This window comes from Salinicola socius (assembly GCF_001937195.1).
Lineage (GTDB): Bacteria > Pseudomonadota > Gammaproteobacteria > Pseudomonadales > Halomonadaceae > Salinicola > Salinicola socius.
In genome coordinates this window covers 262243-278971 of the sequence record NZ_MSDO01000009.1, presented here as the reverse complement: position 1 = coordinate 278971, position 16729 = coordinate 262243, and the positions used below count along the sequence as shown (strand labels likewise).

Genomic DNA, 16729 nt, shown 5'->3' with positions numbered 1-16729 from the left:
GTTATCCGACCCCTCCCTCCGATCGTCCATCTTGTCACCGCCCTTTTGCGAATCGCCATGAATCCCGTTATCGCCCTGGTTGGCCGACCCAACGTCGGCAAGTCGACGCTTTTCAACCGCCTGACACGCACCCGCGATGCGCTGGTGGCCGATTTCCCCGGTCTGACACGCGACCGCAAATACGGCAGCGGCCAGCTCGGCGACAAGACCTACACCGTGATCGATACCGGCGGTATCAGCGGCGACGAGGAGGGCATCGATGCGGCCATGGCGGAGCAGTCGCTCACCGCCATCGATGAAGCCGACATCGTGCTGTTCATGGTCGATGCCCGTGCCGGGTTGATGCCGGCCGATCAGGCGATCGCCAACCACCTGCGCGTGAACCAGAAAAAGACCTGGCTGGTGGTCAACAAGACCGACGGGCTCGAAGAGCAGACGGCAATGGCCGATTTCTGGGCCCTGGGTCTGGGCGACCCGCGCCCCATCGCCGCCTCCCACGGTCGCAACGTCACCACGCTGATCGACGAGGTGCTGGCGCCCTTTCCCGAGCGCGATCCCAATGCCGGCCCGGCCGGCAACCATCCCGGCATTCATATCGGTGTCATCGGCCGTCCCAACGTGGGCAAGTCGACCCTGGTCAACCGCATGCTGGGCGAAGAGCGTGTGGTCGTGTTCGATGAGGCCGGCACCACCCGCGATGCCATCGAGATCCCGTTCGAACGGCGCGACAAGCCTTATGTACTGGTCGATACGGCGGGCGTGCGTCGTCGCAAGAATGTCAGCCTGATCGCCGAGAAATTCTCGATCATCAAGACGCTCGAAGCGATCAAGGAGTGCCACGTTGCCATCATGGTGCTGGATGCGCGCACCGGGCTGGTGGAGCAGGACCTGCATCTGCTCGACTACGTCCTGAGCAGCGGTCGTGCGCTGGTGCTGGCGGTCAACAAGTGGGACGGTCTGGAAGGCGAAGCCCGGGACAAGATGCGCTCCGACATCAAGCGCCGATTGGGTTTTGCCGACTACGCCGAGCTGCACTTCATCTCGGCACTGCACGGCACCGGCGTCGGCGATCTCTACAAATCGGTCGACAAGGCGTTCGACAGCGCCAACAGCCACTGGTCGACCAACCGCCTGACCTCGATCCTGCAGGACGCGGTCAGCGAGCACCAACCGCCGATGATCCACGGTCGACGCATCAAGCTGCGCATGGCCCACCAGGGCGGCAGCAACCCGCCGATCATCGTCGTCCACGGCAACCAGACGGCGTCACTGCCGGAAGCCTACAAGCGCTACCTCACCAACACCTTCCGCAAGGTGTTGAAGGTCCGCGGCACGCCCATTCGTTTCGAATTCCGCTCTGGCGACAACCCCTACGATCCGGACGCCGGCGCCAGCGACCGCGAGAAGGCCAAGAAACGCGAGCTGGGGCGCAGTCGCGAAGCCCGCAAGAGCCGCCGCTGAGCGGGACTTTGGCGCTCACTGCCGTGAAGCCGCGATCCGCGTCTGATTGCGGCCACCCTGCTTGGCCGCGTACATCGCTCTGTCGGCGGCTTCGAGCAGCGTCTCGGCATCCCGCCAATCCTGGGTGCAGGAGACGCCGGCGCTGAAAGTCGCGTGAAACGTCTTGTCGTCCGCCACGCACTCGAGTTCGGAAAAGCTGACGCGAATCCGCTCGATGGCGTCTCGGGCATTCTCCAGCGAACAGGATGGCAGCACGGCAACGAACTCCTCCCCCCCGTAGCGCCCGACGTGATCCACCCGGCGAAGTCGCTGCCGCAGCAGGTTGGCCAGCAGACGAATGACGTAGTCGCCGGTGCCGTGACCATAGGTATCGTTGATCGACTTGAAGCGATCGATGTCGATCATCACCACGCAAGCCCCCGTGTCGGTTCTCTGACCACGCGCTACCTCGAGCTCGATCAGTTCCTTTATCGCGGGATGCTTGATCAGTCCGGTGAGCCCGTCACGGGCCAGCGCCAGGCTCAGTTGGCGCGAACGCTGCGCCCGCGCCGTGACCGCAGCCACCAGCGCCACGTCCGAGATCGGCTTGACCAGGAAGTCGTCCCCCGCCTGGGCCAGGGCCTTCGCCTGTCGCTGGGCATCCGACTCGGCAGAGAGATAGATCAGCGGGATCTTCAGCCAGTCGTCGTCGAATCGGATGATCCGTGCCAGCTCCGGCCCTGAGCAGCCGGGCATGTTGATGTCGATCAGCACCAGATCGGGCACGAAATCCCGCAGGCCTTTCAGGACATCGCGAGGGTCGCTGATCACTCGGGACTCGATCCCGGCCATCTTCAGTGTCAGCCGAAAATGCTCGGCCAGATCGACGTCGTCGTCGACGATCAGCACCCGATAGGGATCCTGCTGCGGCAGGTTGATCAAATGGCGCAGACGATGCTCCAGCGAAGGGACGTCCACCGGATGAGTGAAAAAGCCCTGAGCACCGTTGCGAACGGCCTTTAACCGCGTCTCGAAATCGCCGGCGCCGCTGAGCAGAATCAACGCCGCCTTGGGAGCCGCCTCCACCGCCGGCTTCCAGACTTCATCCGCCACCTTGGCCGTATCGACGATGGCGATATCCGGCTGCCATTGGGGAAATGTCGCCTGGGCGTCGAGGCTGCGACACTCGTAGCCGAAGCCGCTCAGCGCGCGAATCAGCGTATCGGTATCACCGTCGGCCAGTACGGCCACGCGAATCCCCCGGTCGCCGCTGGCCAGATGGTAACTGCCCTCGGGCTCGACCACTTCCGAAGTCTGCGCGAGCTCCAGATCCCGATAACTCTCCTGCAGGCGATCGTGCAGCACCACCAGCGTCGGAGGCGTCGGCTGCGCGGCGCTTTCGATCACCGTCTGCAGCCAGACCTCCATTTCGCGCGCGTTTCGACTCAGCGCGGCGTAGCCGAAGGTGCCGGCAGAACCCGCGATGCGATGCAGGCCCTGACGCAGCGTCTCCAGAGCGTCGAGCCCGATCGCGCTCTGGCGTGCACTCAACTCCCGAGCCTGCGCCATCAATGTCTGCAAGTCGTCACTCAGGCGACGGCCGTACTGTTCCCGCAGTGCCGCCAACCGGGCCTGGACGTCTACGTCAGTCATGCGCCCGCTCCCAGATCTCGCGCAGCTGCGCCGCCAGCGTCATCGGATCGAAGGGTTTGATCACAACGTCCAGCGCGCCGATGGAGCGGTAGTGCTCGATCTCGCTGGGCTGGACCTTGGCGGTCATGAAGACCACCGGAATCTCCCGGGTCGAGGATTGCTCACGCAACTTGTTCAAGGTCGTGGGTCCATCGATCCCCGGCATCATGACATCGAGCAGAATCAGATCCGGCTGCCATTGATCGGCTCGCGCCAACGCCGACTGGCCGTCGTCGCAGCTCTCGACTTCGAAGCCGCCGACGATCTCGAGCGCTACCTTGGCCACTTCCTGAATCGAGATGTCGTCCTCGACATGTAGAATTCGCTGAAGGGGGTTCATATCAACCGTTGTCCTCTTGGTCGTTCTTTGGCTCGCGCTCCGAATCCTCATCCGGGAGCGTCGAAGTGCCGTGGAGCTGGCGATCGAATGCTTCCATCAGCGCCTCAGCCGACAACCCCGGCTTGGCGATCGCCGTCTTCACACGGCCCAGCAGCGTCGGCGCCAGGGCTTCCTCGGAAAGAATCACGACGGCGGGCTGACGCACCAGCTCGCTCAGCAGCGGAATCACTTCCCAGCCGGGCCCCTCCGGCGCCGTCAGATCCAGCGAGATCAAGCCGTACTCCTGACCGTCGAGCAGGTAGCGTGCTTCCTGCAACGAGCGCGCCACATCCAGCGTCATGCTCGGGGCAATCTGCTCGGCAACACGATGGGACAGCTCGGGGTCGCTCTCGATATGCAGGATGCGTTCGCGCTGTGGACGCAGGCTCAGCGAGCTGTGCAGGGCGCCAGCCAGCCGCTTCTGATCGAAGGGTTTGGCCAGCCAGTCCACCGCTTCCAGTCGACCGCCGATCTCGAGCTGTCCCTCTTCCGCGGTCGCCGACACCACCAGCACCGGCAGCTCGCGTGTCTGCGGCTGCTCGCGCAGTTGGCGCAGCAGCGTCAAACCATTGCCGTCGGGCAGCATCAGATCGAGCGTGATGGCGTCGAAACTACGCCGCTCCAGCCACTTCAGCGCATCGCTCATGGTGTGCGCCGTTTCCGCCTGATAGCCCCAGTGTCGGACCAGCGTAGCCAACAGCATTGCGGTGTCCGGATCATCCTCGACGATCAACAGCCGTGACCCCGAGACGCTGGCGTCGGTCGCCTCGGGAGCGCTCACATTGGCGCTCGCCGATGCCGCCTCGTCGGGCTGCGCGGGAAGGGCGAAACACGGCAGTTCGATGAAGAAGCAGGCGCCGTGCCCCTGCTCCGAGAAGAAATTGATCGACCCGCGCATGCGCTCGACGAGCTCACGGGTAATCGCGAGCCCCAGACCGGTGCCTCCCTGCTTTCGCGTGCTTGACGCATCCGCCTGGGAGAACTTCTGGAACATGCGGTCGTGAAACTCGGCAGGGATGCCGGGACCACTGTCGATGACGCTGATCCGCACCCGGTCGGCGATCGGCTCGACCCGGATTTCGACCTGGGTATCCGGCGGCGAGAACTTGGCGGCGTTGGAGAGCAGGTTGCTCATCACCTGCTGCAGCCGCATGGCATCGACATTGACGCCCACGCCCTCCACCCGCTCGGTCACCAGGTAGTGCGCGCGGAACTGATCCGCATAGGCCTGGTTGGATTCGATGGCCTGGTCGATCAGCGGCATCAACGGCTGTTCCTGCATCTGGAACGTCATCTTGCCGGCGACCAGCTTCTCCATATCGAGCAGATCGTTGATCAGCATGATCAGACGCTGCGAATTGTTATGGGCAGTGGCCAGCATGCCGCGCATGGTATCGGGTGGCGTACCCAGCGCACCACCCTGAATCAACCCCAGCGCGCCAGAGATCGATGTCAGTGGCGTGCGCAGCTCGTGGCTGACGGTCGAGATGAATTCCGTCTTCAGTCGTTCATCGCGTTTCCGCGCAGTGACATCGTGCAGAAAGCCGTGCCACAGCGTGCCGCCATCCGCCTCGCGCTCGGGTATCGATTGGCCGGCCAGCCAGATGACACGGCCATCGGGATGCCGAATGCGATATTCGCAGTGCCAAGGGGTCAGGTTGTCTCTGGACTCGGTAATCGACTGGAGAACCTTGGGCCGATCGTCTTCCAGAATCGCCTCGATCACGGCAGAAGAATCTTCCGCCGCCTGTTCGGGGGTGATGCCATAGAACGTCTTGATCGCTTCACTGGCGTAGGGGAAAGAGGCCCGGCCATTCGCATCGATCCGGTATTGATAGATCAGTCCCGGGGTCTGCGACGCGATCTTGCGCAAACGCTGACTCAGTTCTTCGCGCGTCTGTACTTCACGCCAGCGCATCAGCGTGGCGCCGATCCAGCGGGCCAGCAGACGCACGAACTCCTTGTCGACTTCATCGAACTGGCGTGGATGGGCCTGGTCACTGCTGAATGCCAACGCGCCGTAGCGCTCGCCGTGGACCCAGATCGGCGCGCCGATATAGCTCTTCAACGCGTAGCGCAGCCGACAGCGATGCTCGCCGTAGCCATCCTCGTCGGCATCGGCAAAAGCGACGACGTCGTCGCTGGCCATGGTCATTTCGCAAAAGGTATCGCTGGTCGTCAGATGCTGCCCCGGCGCGAAGCGCTGGTCTGGGGAGTAGGCGGCCTGAATCAGGTAGTCTTCGCCCTCGATACGGTTGGCCACGGCAAACGGCATGCCCAGGTGTTCTGCACCCGCCTGCAACGCTTTTTCCACCAGCCGGAGGAAAGAGGTCTCCTGCAGCGCCGCAATGTCATTGAGCGTCTGCAGTGTCTCCTTCTGCGCCTCGAGCCGCTGATTCAAGGACTCGAGCGTCGCTTTCTGGCTTTCGAGCCGCTGCTGATGTCGCAGCATGGTGTCGCGGGTGGCGCGGCGGGTTCCCCATAACAGCAACAGCAGACACGCCTCGGCGATCAGCCACGCCACGCCCCAGCGCAGCCAGGTATTGATAATCAGCTCGCCACGCTGCTCGAACTGGGTAGTGACGTCCTTCCAGATCGCCACGGCCGCGACCGGCGCCTCGTTTTCCCGCCCAGTCTGACTCAGCGGCACCAGCGTCAGCAGATAGTGACGTCCGTCGTCACCTGCCACCAGGGTATGGTCGTCGCGCCGGGTGGGTAGCTGGCGCTGTTGCAGCCAAGTCTCGATCAGCGATCGGGAGCTTGCGTCCACCCGCCAGCCCGGTGTGTCATCCCGATGTCGGAAGAGTACGGCAACGCCGCTGTCCAGTTGATCCGCCAGGCTATCGACGTTGGGCACGATGCCGAACTCCAGCTCGAGCAACCCGACCACGGAGGCATCCGCCCCGTCACTGTCCGATGCCAGTATCGGCGACACGCCGATCGTGGTCGCCCGCTCACCGTCGTATTCGACACCGAATTGCGGACGCTGGTGGATGACACTCTGATGCAGCAGATAGCCGCCGTCGCTCCGGGCCTCCTGCGGTGCGTCCGGCGGCTCCATGCTCAGCAATGGACGGATTTCGCCGCCGGCATGCACAAAGACATTCAGTTCCAGTGCGCTACCCGCTTGGAGTGCCTCCCAAAAGGGTTCTAGGTTTTCGTCCAGACGCCGACGCAGTGACTCGAGTCGCGCGGTGGAATCGGTGTCAGCGGCCTGTGCCACCAGCGAGCGAATCGTCGTGTCGGCGGCGAGCGTCGAGGCCAGCACCTGCACGCGCCGCTCGAGCCCGGCTCGCGACGTCCTGACCGTTATGCCCTGCTCCTGAGACTGAAACCGCAGATCACGTTCGAAGGTTTCGCGATCGTTATGCAGCGCCTGCAGTAACATCCAGCCGAAAAACAGGGTCAGCAAGATGCTGCCGAGCACAATCAGGCATATCGGTAAGCGGGAGTGTTTCACCAGGCCCTTCCCTCATGAACGCGTGAGCATGAGTCGAATAACTCACACTTTTTCATGAGGGTAACGCATTCGTCTACGTCGTGGGGCGCTGAATAGACTGCGAACCGACCCACTGACAGGCGAATTGCCACGCCGCCCGACCACTGCGGACGCCGCGCAAGGTGGCGTAGCGAACGGCTTCGGCGCGGGCGTCCTCGTTCCAGGCGTTCTCTCCTCCCAGATGGGCAACCCAGTGCTGGCAAGTCTCGAGATAGGCCTGCTGGCCGAACGGATGAAACGCTAGCCACAGGCCGAACCGATCCGACAGCGATATCTTCTCTTCCACCGCATCGCCGTGATGCAGCTCGCCATCGACCAGCTGAGTCTGCTGATTGTCGGCCATGGATTCCGGCAGCAGATGACGACGGTTGGACGTCGCGTACAGCAGCACGTTGTCCGGCGGACCGGTCAGCGTACCGTCAAGCACGCTTTTCAGTGCCTTGTAGGCATCGTCGCTGCCTTCGAACGAGAGATCGTCGCAATAGACCACGAACCGCTCCGGACGGTCGCGCAGACGCTGCACCAGGATCGGCAACGCCACCAGGTCGTGACGATCGACCTGGATCAGCCGCAGTCCATCGGGCGCCAGGGTATTGAGCAGGGCGCGAACCATCGAGGATTTGCCGCTGCCGCGAGCGCCCCACAGCAATGCATGGTTGGCGGGATAGCCCTTCAGAAACGCGCGGGTATTCTCCAGCAGCGCGTGTTTCTGGCGCTCGACGCCGATCAGATCGTCCAGTCGAACGCCGTCGCGCGGCGATACGGCCACCAACTGACCGCCCATCGGATGGGAGTGCCACAGCGCCGCAATATCGCGACTCCAGTCCACCGCCGGCGGCTGCTCGGGCAACCAGCTTTCGACCCGATCCAGCAGCCGGCTCAAACGTTGCGCCAGATCAGCGTCCATCGTTGACTCCCCTTTTCCACTCTCCATACCGCATTTTTCTCTCCGTAATGACATTCGTGCCCTCAGGACGGGCGTGACAAGACAGCTCCACCAGCCTTACGACGTGGACACTAAAGGCCCTCATCAGTAACGATTGCGGATTGCCGGAAACAGCGTATCTTGTGCCGGTTGAATCCGCGGGTCCAGTTGCAGCCCATCGCCGTGCCCTTGGTCGTCGAATCGGCCGCAGGCTAGTCGTCGAATCGGCCGCTGACGACAGTGCCATTGCGCTGGGCTTCTGCCGTCCATCTCGAGCTGTCTCAGGCAAGGAGAGGCGATGCCGTCTCGTTACCGTCCGTTCATCGCACTGGCGTCGGTGGCCCTGCTGGGCGGCTGCCTGGCGCTGCCTCAGGTCAGCTTCATGCTGGGGCGGATCGCCCTGTCGTCGATGGGCGTGGAGAACGTGCGGATCGGGAATTATCACTTCTCGCCCGGCCTGCAGGGTATCGACGAACTCTCGCTGCTGAGCTCCGGCCTGGCACTGGCCGGGCTACCGGTGAACATCGATCTGCCCCTGGCCATGACACTGCCTGCCGGCGCTCCTCCGATCGAACTTCAGGGCTTCGATTGGCAGTTGCAGGTACCGGGCGCCGAGCCGACTGCCGGTGAAATCGACGAGACCATTCGACTGCAGGGCGGCGAGCCGGCGACGGTCACGTTGCCGGTGGCCCTGGAGCCGACCGGGATCGATGCGTTGAGCTCGAAGGCCGAGCGTGTCTCGTCGCTGCTCTCCCTCGCCCGCCAGCTCAGTCGTAGCGGCGAACTGCCGGCAGGCAGCCAGCTATCGCTGACCCCGACACTACCGGCGGCGCTCGACGGCATCGTCACCGCGCCGACGTTGACGCTGGATGTCGGCGAGCCGGCCACGATCTCGCCAGACAACCCGCAGGAGAGCGCACCCGAAAACACCGCGGAGGACGCGAGAGACAAGCCCTCGGGTTGACCGCTCCGCCAGGCCGGGTATCTTGAGCGGATTCATAACCAGTCCCGGCAAATCGCCGCGACGATACAGTTTCAGGCAGCTCCGGAGACCCTGATGGAAGACTCGAAACCCTGCATGTCGGCAAGACCCTCGACCCGGCTGATTGGCGCCCTCGGCGTTGCCGTCCTGCTGAGCGCCTGCAGCACCTCTCCGCTGGGCCGCAACCAGCTGGCGTTCTACTCCGACGATGAACTGGCACAGATGGGCGAGCAGAGCTTTGCCCAGTATGAACAGGAGCTACCCACTGTCGGCGGCGCCAAGGCGGCCTACGTCCAGTGCGTGGCCAAGGCGATCACTGCCGAAGTGCCCGCCAGCGAGGGGATTTCCAACTGGGAGGTCAAGCTCTTCAAGGACGGCACCGCCAACGCCTTCGCGCTGCCGGGGGGCTATATCGGCGTCAATACCGGGCTGCTCGACGTCGCCACCAATCAGGACCAGCTGGCTGCAGTCATCGGCCACGAGGTTGGACACGTTCTGGCGCATCACGCCAATGAGCGGGTTTCCACCCAGGCCGCCACCCAGAGCGGGCTTTCGGTACTGCAAACGGTCGCCGGCCTGCAAGGCGCGGGAGGCGAACAGGTGATGGGGCTATTGGGTGCTGGCGCCCAGTACGGCGTCATCCTGCCGTTCTCGCGCAAGCAGGAATCCGAAGCCGATCTGGTCGGGCTGGATCTGATGGCCGATGCCGGATTCGACCCCAGCGCCAGTCTCAAGCTGTGGGAAAACATGGCGGCCAACAGCGAGGGCGAACCGCCGGCCTGGATGTCCACCCATCCCAGCAACAGCCAGCGCATGGAAGGCTTGCACGATCGGCTCAACGAAGCCCAGCCACGCTACGAGCAAGCCAAGGCCAATGGCAAGCGGCCCAACTGCAAGGTTTGATTGGGATCAGGGCAACATATTCGAAGGTGTTCGAGTGACCACTGACGTCGCGTCAACCGCCCTGTTGCTCGTGAATGCGAGGGGGATCCCCTCGCGCTCCCCTTTCTTGACGTCGCATGACGGCGAAACCCTGCCCGCTGGAGCGCTTACAGCTCCCGCCTCAGCAGCTCCCGCAGCGGCGCGGTATCCGGCCTCACTTGGCGCCACAGCCAGAACGATTCCGCCGCCTGCTCGATCAGCATGCCGAGTCCGTCGACCGATCGGGCACCCTGCTCGGCCGCCCAGCGGAGAAAGACCGTCGGCTCGGCGGCATACATCATGTCGTAGGCCAGCCCTTGCGCCGCGAAGATTTCGCCCGGCAGTGGCGGCAGGTCGCCGACCAGGCTGGCGCTGGTGGCGTTGATCACCAGATCGAACGGCCCCGCGACGTCTTCGAAGCCGCATCCGGAGACCTCGCCCCTGGCGGCAAACCGCGAAGCGAGTTCCTCGGCCCTGGACACGGTGCGGTTGGCGACCGTCAGCGACGCGATACCCGCCTCCAGCAGCGGCTCGATCACGCCACGCGACGCGCCACCGGCGCCGAGCAACAGCACCCGCGCGCCGGCCAGCGGGGCCGCATGGGCCTGCAGATCCCGAACCAGACCGACACCATCGGTGGTATCGCCGTGCAGAAGCCCATCGTTGCCGAGAGAAAGGGTGTTCACCGCCCCGGCCAGCTGGGCCCGCGGCGACAGCACTTGCGCCAGCGCGAAGGCCGCCTGCTTGAACGGCACGGTCACGTTGGCACCGCGGCCACCGGCCTCGGCAAAGGCGCGCCAGGCAACCGCGAAATCGGTCACGGGCGCCTCGATCGCCGAGTAGCTGATCGCCTCGCCGGTCTGCTCGGCGAATGCAGTGTGGATTCGCGGTGATCGGGAATGTCCGATGGGGTTGCCGAAAACGGCGTAGCGATCAGTCATTTCGGCTGCGGCTCCTGCGTTGTGCTCAACCAGTCACGGGGCTGGAGATAGGCGTTCAGGCGAGCCTCGACGGTATCGGCCTGCGGCGCCCACTGATATTGCCAGCGTGCCAGCGGCGGCATCGACATCAGAATCGATTCGGTGCGCCCGCCGCTCTGCAGGCCGAACAGGGTGCCGCGGTCCCACACCAGATTGAATTCGACGTAGCGTCCGCGACGATAGGCCTGAAACTCGCGCTCGTGCTCGCCGAACGGCACCGCCCGGCGACGCTGGGCGATCGGCTCGAACGCCTCGAGAAAGCTGTCGCCGACCGAGCGCTGGAAGGCGAAGCACTCCTCGAACGACCCTGCGTTGAGATCATCGAAGAACAGCCCGCCGACACCACGGGTCTCGTCGCGGTGCTTGAGAAAGAAGTACTCGTCGCACCAGGCCTTGAAGCGCGGATAGACATCGTCTCCGAAAGGATCGCAGGCCGCCTTGGCCACGCGATGCCAATGCTGGACGTCTTCGAGATAGGGATAGTAGGGCGTCAGGTCGTAGCCGCCGCCGAACCACCACACGGACGCCTCGCCGGGCTTGTCGGCGATGAAGAAACGGACGTTGCCGTGCACCGTCGGCACATGCGGATTGCGGGGATGCAGTACCCAGGACACGCCAACCGCATGGAAACTGCGACCTGCCAGCTCGGGACGCGCCGCGCTCGCCGAAGGCGGTAACGCCGCACCGTAGACATGAGAAAAGTTGACGCCGCCTTTTTCGAACAGCGCGCCCTCTTCGATCACCCGCGAGCGCCCGCCTCCACCTTCGGGACGGTCCCAGGTCTCCTCCCGAAAACATCCGCCGCCATCGAGCGCGGTCAGCGACTCGCAGAGCCTGTCCTGAAGCGTGAGCAGGTAGTCCTTGACGCGTTCGAGATGGGGATGTGCCACGATCGTCGTTCCTTCAGGTCCGGAGAATAGGGTTCAGCGCGTGAGTCGGGATTGCGGCCGCGGAAACGCTGGCGCGCTCAGGCGCGCAACGTCCGGTTGGACATCAGATCGCGGATGGTGCTCGGCCGGTCGCGACCGCCAAGCGGGCCATCGACGATCACGTCCACCGCATCGCCGAACGTCTGGCGCACCTGTTCGGCGCTCATCCCCGGCGGCTCACCGGCACGGTTGGCCGAGGTCGATACCAGCGGTCCGCCCCAGGCGGCGCACAGAGCCTGTACCAGCGGATGATCGCTGACGCGCACAGCCAGCGTGACATGATTACCGCGCAGAAGCGGTTTGGCACGACCGTTGTCGGGAATCAACCAGGTGTTGGGGCCGGGCCAGCTGTCAATCAGCCGGGCCATTGCCGCCTCATCGACCCCCGCGAGCCAGTCCGCCAGTTGCCGGATGTCACCGGCGATCAGAATCAGCCCTTTGTCGCTGGCGCGCCCCTTGAGCGCGATCAACGCTGCCAGGGCCTGCTCATTGTCCGGATCGCAACCCAGACCCCAGACGCCTTCGGTGGGATACGCGATGATGCCGCCTCGTTTGAGTGACGCCACGGCCGCTGCCTTTTCCTGCATGTCCCGATCTCTCTGTCGCAAGCCAACCCAGCGCTGAATGGGGACGAATTCTAGCATGGCCGGACCACATCCTGCCGTGCCTGAACGTCGCACCCGGCTCCCTGTTCCGACTGGCAAGACCGCCTCTCGCCGACCATATTGACCTATCGGCAACGCACTCCTTCACGGCAAAACGACCAGGAAACCGATCATGCCCCGTTCCCCGCTCTCTCTGTCTCTGCTCTCGCTGATCCTGGCCGGCGGACTCTCCGCCTGCGCCCAGCATCCGGCGAAACCGCTAGGCCCTCCGGTGTCTCTTGCCGACGAACTGGTGATGGCAACGGTCTGGATGCAGTCCTCCGGCGAATACGCCGCGCTTAGCCATCAAGCCTTCAATCTGGCGCGCATGAATCTGGACCGTGCGCTCTCCGCACCCGCCAACGGCCAACAGCGCCGGCCGGCGATCATCGTCGATGTCGACGAGACGGTGCTCGACAACTCACCCTACGAAGCCTGGCTGATCGCCCAGAGCGAGAACTACGCCAGCGACAGCTGGCATAAATGGGTGGAGAAAGCCAGCGCCGTGCCGATACCCGGCGCCAAGGCGTTTCTCGACTACGCCGCGTCGCGCGGGGTCGAGGTCTTCTATGTCACCAATCGCCGCGACAGCGAAACCGAAGCGACGCTTCGCAACCTGCAGCAGGTCGGTTTTCCCGATGCCGACAGCGAGCATTTCCTGCCGCGCAGCGATTCCAGCGACAAGACCGCACGACGCCAGCGCGTGGCGCAATCACACTGGGTCGTACTGCTGATGGGCGACAACCTCGGCGATTTTTCCGCCGGCTTCGATCGCGACACTGCCCCCGCTCGCCGTGCCGCCGTCAATGCCCAGGCCGACGCCTTCGGCAGCCGATACATCGTGCTGCCCAACCCGGCTTACGGCGATTGGGAGGAAGCGATCTACGGCGGCGACTGGAGCCTGAGCGACGAGCAAAAATCACGTGCCCGTCGCAACCATCTGGAAGTGTGGGGCGGACCGGCGACTCGGTAGACGAGAGATTGGCGGTAGAAGAGCGAGTCAAGGCAGGCGGGGCCGAAGCGAGCGTCATCGCCCTCTTCGGACCCAGCCGCCGGTCGTCTGTGCCACCCAGCCATCGAGCTCGAGCTCGAGCAGGCCCAGCTGCAATTCGGCCACCGACTGACCGGTCAGCTCGACCAGCAGGTCCACCGGCGTCGGGGCGTCGCTGAGCGCTGCCAGTAGCGGCGACTCCGGCGCCACGGGCGAAACGGCCAACGCCGGAGACGACGGTAACGGTGACGGTGAGAATAAAGATGGCGTCGAAGCTGGAGGGTTCGCGGCATCATCGAGCGGGGCGTCCATTGCGGTTAGCGACCGATCCAACGGCTTCGACAGCGGGTCGAGCGCCGCCACCTGCCAGGTCGACAGATCGGCAAGCATGTCGTCGACGTCGCGAACCAGCGCCGCCTCCCCCTGGCGAATCAGGCGCAGGCAACCGGCAGACTGCGGGTTGTGAATCGATCCCGGTATTGCGAAGACCTCCCGATCCTGTTCCAGCGCCAGACGCGCGCTGACCAGCGACCCGCTCTTCTCCGCCGCCTCCACCACCAGCACGCCGAGGGATAGCCCGGTGATCAGGCGGTTGCGCCGCGGGAAGAAGCGGGGATGCGCTCGCGTCGTCGGCGCATGCTCGGAAAGCAGCAGCCCTTGCCCGGCCAGCAATTCGCGGTAGAGCGAGGCGTGACGAGGCGGATAGACCACATCCACCCCGCAGCCAAGCACGCCGATGGTGGCGCCGCCGACCTGAAGCGCTGCTCTCTGGGCCGCACCATCGATGCCCAACGCCATGCCGCTGGCGATGCAGAATCCTTTTTCGACCAGCGCCCGGGCAAAGCGCGCGGCGTTGTCCTGCCCCTCCCGCGTGGGCCGCCGGGTACCGACGATCGCCATGGCGGGGCGCGACAGGATCGCGAGGTCGCCCTTGGCCCAGAGTATCGTCGGCGGGTCGGGCAGCTGGTTCAGCAATTCGGGCCAGGCCGGATGCCCGGGATGGAGCAGGTGATGAAGTGAGTCGGCGCGCTCCCACCCGATCGCGGCGTCGATCGCAGGCGTCAACGGGCTTCGGGCCGGATGCTCCAACCACAGTCGCAGCGGCTGGGCCAGGCTGGCTGGCAACGCTGCCAGCCAACCCTGAGGCCAGTGCAGATCGTCACCCTCGCGCCAGCGTCGCACCAACGGTGCCAGTTTGGCCGGCCCCAGCCCGGGAAGCGCGTCGAGCGCGAGCCAGTCTTGCAGTCCCGGCGTCATGGCCGACACCCGCGGCGATGAGGGCTGTCGAAACGACGATCGGCCCTGGCAATACCCTGACCGCCAATGCTCGTCAGCAGACTCGTCAAAATGCCCCTCCGCTGGCCAGAGTCTCGCGAAGATCGCGCGGCACGACCAATTGATCGCCCACCGCCAGCACCTGAGAAGTGCGCATCACCAGGGCGTAACTGAGATGATCGAAAACGCGAAACACCATCACCGCGCCGGCTTCGGTATCCGGTAACGTCACCCAGTCGTCGCGACTGTCGTCATGCACGCGTTCGCCCTGGCGCATCACTTGCAGCACGTGGCCGGTCTCGAGTCCGTCGGCGCGACCGCGATCGATCGCCACGACATCATGACGGCCGATGAATCGTACCCCGTGCGGCACCGAAAGAATCGTCGCTACCACCGGCGTTTCAGGCGCACGCGGCAGAAACCGGGTGGCAATGCCGCCTTCGTCCAGTGCCAGCAGGTAGTCGCCATTGCGAATCTCCTGCACGGCGTCCAGCACCTCGAGCTCGCCGACATCACCCACGTTTCGACTCACCCGCACGTGACCGAGACGCCGCAACTCCAGCCCCAGCGATCGTTGGGCTGGCGTGTTTGTCGACGTCGCTTTGGACGTGGCTGTCGACGTGGCTGTCGACGTGGTTGTCGACGTGGTTGTCGATCTCGGTGTCGATCTCGGTGTCGATCCGGTTATCGACCTATTTGCCAGGTCATCGGATGCCGCGGGGGAGCGATAATCGTTGCCTGGACGGTAGACGCCGAGCGTGGCCCCGACCGCCGGCAGCGACCCATGGGCGTATAGCCTGTCGCCCGCACCGCTCAATAGCCGCTGGGCCTGCCCGGCGACGACGGTCGGAGCGCCCTCGAGCACGCCGGGATCGACGATCTGATAGGCCTCGAGAAAGACCTTGATACGCGCCAGCGGCAGCCCCGGCACCGCCTGTCGCGTTGGCACGCGGCGCACGCCGGGAGAGAGCCGAACCGGCTGACCGCGGCCGCGCTCGAGGGAAAGGCCCGGCGTGCCGGCCCGCGTCGTCAGAGAGATCACGTCACCGGGATACAGGCTGCGCGGCGAGCCAATCTGCGGATTGCGCTGCCACAGTTCCTGCCACCGCCAAGGCGCCTCGAGGAAGCGGGCGGCGATGCCCCAGAGCGTATCGCCCTGGCGAACGGTATAACTGGCCGGCGCATCCGCCCTAAGCGACAGCGAAGTGGACCGAGCCGACGGCGAATCGGCCTGCGCAGACAGCGCCCACGCCGACGTGGGCAGCGCCGCCAACAGGGCCAGCCCGCCCGACATCAGCAGTCGCGCCGCCACGCCACGACAGCGCGGGCGGCGCGCTCGCCAACCTTCCAAACTGATCATTGCCGTTGTCATCCCCAGCGTGAACCCACCGACCTATAACGTCCTAGATCGGCGCTGACAGGCTGGACTTGAGGGCAGGACACGCAAGCGGCGGCACACGCGATCCCCGTGAAGCGGTTCCCCCGTCGACGCTGGCGCTCTACAATAGGGAGATCACGTCAAACATGCCGATAGGCACGCAAACGAATATGGCCATCAGAACCATTCTCCAGTATCCCGATCCGCGCCTTCGCACCCGAGCGGCACCGGTCGCCCAGGTCGACGACGACATCCGTACGCTGGTCGACGACATGCTCGAAACCATGTACGACGCCGCCGGCATCGGACTCGCCGCGACCCAGATCGACGTCCATCAGCGTGTGATCGTCATGGACGTCAGCGACGACCGCAATGGCCCGCTGGTGTTGATCAACCCGAGCTACGAGCCGCTGGATGACGAACGCGAGCCACTGCAGGAAGGCTGCCTGTCGATCCCTGATTACTATGCCGAGGTGCCGCGCGCGCTACGGGTTCATCTCAAGGCCACCGATCGCGACGGCAATGCCTACGAACTGGACGCTGACGGATTGCTGGCCCACTGCATCCAGCACGAGTGCGATCATCTCGAAGGCGTGCTGTTCGTCGACTATCTGTCGCCGCTCAAGCGCGACCGGATTCTCAAGAAGATGCAGAAGCGTCTGAAGCAGGACGCCTGATCGCCCACGTCACCCCC

The 16729-nt window shown here is 64.6% G+C and carries 14 protein-coding genes; 5 read left to right on the top strand and 9 right to left on the bottom strand.

Going from position 1 to position 16729, the window contains the following annotated elements:
- Nucleotides 1-57: 57 nt before the first annotated feature.
- Nucleotides 58-1461, top strand: coding sequence for a ribosome biogenesis GTPase Der (der, locus tag BTW07_RS08410; protein WP_075569701.1), 1404 nt, complete (start codon nt 58-60; stop codon nt 1459-1461).
- A 15-nt stretch (nt 1462-1476) separates the two neighbouring features.
- On the opposite strand, the gene BTW07_RS08405 is transcribed toward der, so the two are convergent.
- From BTW07_RS08405 to BTW07_RS08390, 4 genes are all read right to left on the bottom strand, one after another.
- A complete protein-coding gene (locus BTW07_RS08405) occupies nt 1477-3093 on the bottom strand; it encodes a diguanylate cyclase (protein WP_075569700.1) in 1617 nt (538 codons plus the stop codon).
- Nucleotides 3086-3472: a response regulator gene (locus BTW07_RS08400; protein ID WP_075569699.1), complete on the bottom strand. Its 387-nt coding sequence runs from the start codon at nt 3470-3472 to the stop codon at nt 3086-3088. Before BTW07_RS08400 ends, BTW07_RS08405 begins: the two co-directional genes overlap by 8 nt.
- 1 nt (nt 3473) lies before the next feature.
- Nucleotides 3474-6971, bottom strand: a complete 3498-nt coding sequence (locus BTW07_RS08395; protein WP_144076870.1) for an ATP-binding protein — start codon at nt 6969-6971, stop codon at nt 3474-3476.
- A gap of 73 nt (nt 6972-7044) precedes the next feature.
- Nucleotides 7045-7917 carry an ATP-binding protein gene (locus tag BTW07_RS08390; protein WP_075569697.1) on the bottom strand — a complete coding sequence of 291 codons (873 nt, stop codon included), beginning with the start codon at nt 7915-7917 and terminating at the stop codon, nt 7045-7047.
- Nucleotides 7918-8233: 316 nt separating this feature from the next.
- Here BTW07_RS08390 and BTW07_RS08385 point away from each other — a divergent pair, with 316 nt between their 5' ends.
- Together BTW07_RS08385 and BTW07_RS08380 are read left to right on the top strand one after the other, a co-directional pair.
- Complete coding sequence (locus BTW07_RS08385; RefSeq protein ID WP_075569696.1) at nt 8234-8899, top strand: hypothetical protein; 666 nt, start codon at nt 8234-8236, stop codon at nt 8897-8899.
- A gap of 93 nt (nt 8900-8992) precedes the next feature.
- Nucleotides 8993-9820 (top strand): M48 family metallopeptidase, encoded by an 828-nt coding sequence (locus BTW07_RS08380; protein WP_083941671.1) that lies wholly within the window; start codon nt 8993-8995, stop codon nt 9818-9820.
- A 146-nt stretch (nt 9821-9966) separates the two neighbouring features.
- Here BTW07_RS08380 and aroE read toward each other — a convergent pair whose 3' ends face one another.
- From aroE to tsaC, 3 genes are all read right to left on the bottom strand, one after another.
- On the bottom strand, nt 9967-10779 hold the full coding sequence (gene aroE / locus BTW07_RS08375) for a shikimate dehydrogenase (protein ID WP_075569694.1): 813 nt from the start codon (nt 10777-10779) through the stop codon (nt 9967-9969).
- Nucleotides 10776-11708 (bottom strand): oxygen-dependent coproporphyrinogen oxidase, encoded by a 933-nt coding sequence (gene hemF, locus BTW07_RS08370; RefSeq protein WP_075569693.1) that lies wholly within the window; start codon nt 11706-11708, stop codon nt 10776-10778. The genes aroE and hemF overlap by 4 nt, the downstream gene beginning before the upstream one ends.
- A gap of 77 nt (nt 11709-11785) precedes the next feature.
- Nucleotides 11786-12334 (bottom strand): L-threonylcarbamoyladenylate synthase type 1 TsaC, encoded by a 549-nt coding sequence (gene tsaC, locus BTW07_RS08365; protein WP_075569692.1) that lies wholly within the window; start codon nt 12332-12334, stop codon nt 11786-11788.
- Nucleotides 12335-12524: 190 nt separating this feature from the next.
- Between tsaC and BTW07_RS08360 the strand changes: the two genes are divergently transcribed.
- Nucleotides 12525-13364, top strand: coding sequence for a 5'-nucleotidase, lipoprotein e(P4) family (locus tag BTW07_RS08360; protein WP_075569691.1), 840 nt, complete (start codon nt 12525-12527; stop codon nt 13362-13364).
- Nucleotides 13365-13418: 54 nt separating this feature from the next.
- Here the strand turns inward: BTW07_RS08360 and dprA are convergent, their stop codons facing one another.
- Together dprA and BTW07_RS08350 are read right to left on the bottom strand one after the other, a co-directional pair.
- Nucleotides 13419-14639: a DNA-processing protein DprA gene (dprA, locus tag BTW07_RS08355; RefSeq protein ID WP_075569690.1), complete on the bottom strand. Its 1221-nt coding sequence runs from the start codon at nt 14637-14639 to the stop codon at nt 13419-13421.
- 85 nt (nt 14640-14724) lie between these two features.
- The gene (locus tag BTW07_RS08350; RefSeq protein WP_075569689.1) at nt 14725-16017 is read right to left on the bottom strand and encodes a LysM peptidoglycan-binding domain-containing protein; all 1293 of its coding nucleotides are present in this window, start codon (nt 16015-16017) and stop codon (nt 14725-14727) included.
- A gap of 188 nt (nt 16018-16205) precedes the next feature.
- Between BTW07_RS08350 and def the strand changes: the two genes are divergently transcribed.
- Complete coding sequence (gene def / locus BTW07_RS08345) at nt 16206-16712, top strand: peptide deformylase (protein ID WP_075569688.1); 507 nt, start codon at nt 16206-16208, stop codon at nt 16710-16712.
- The last annotated feature ends 17 nt before the right edge of the window (nt 16713-16729 follow it).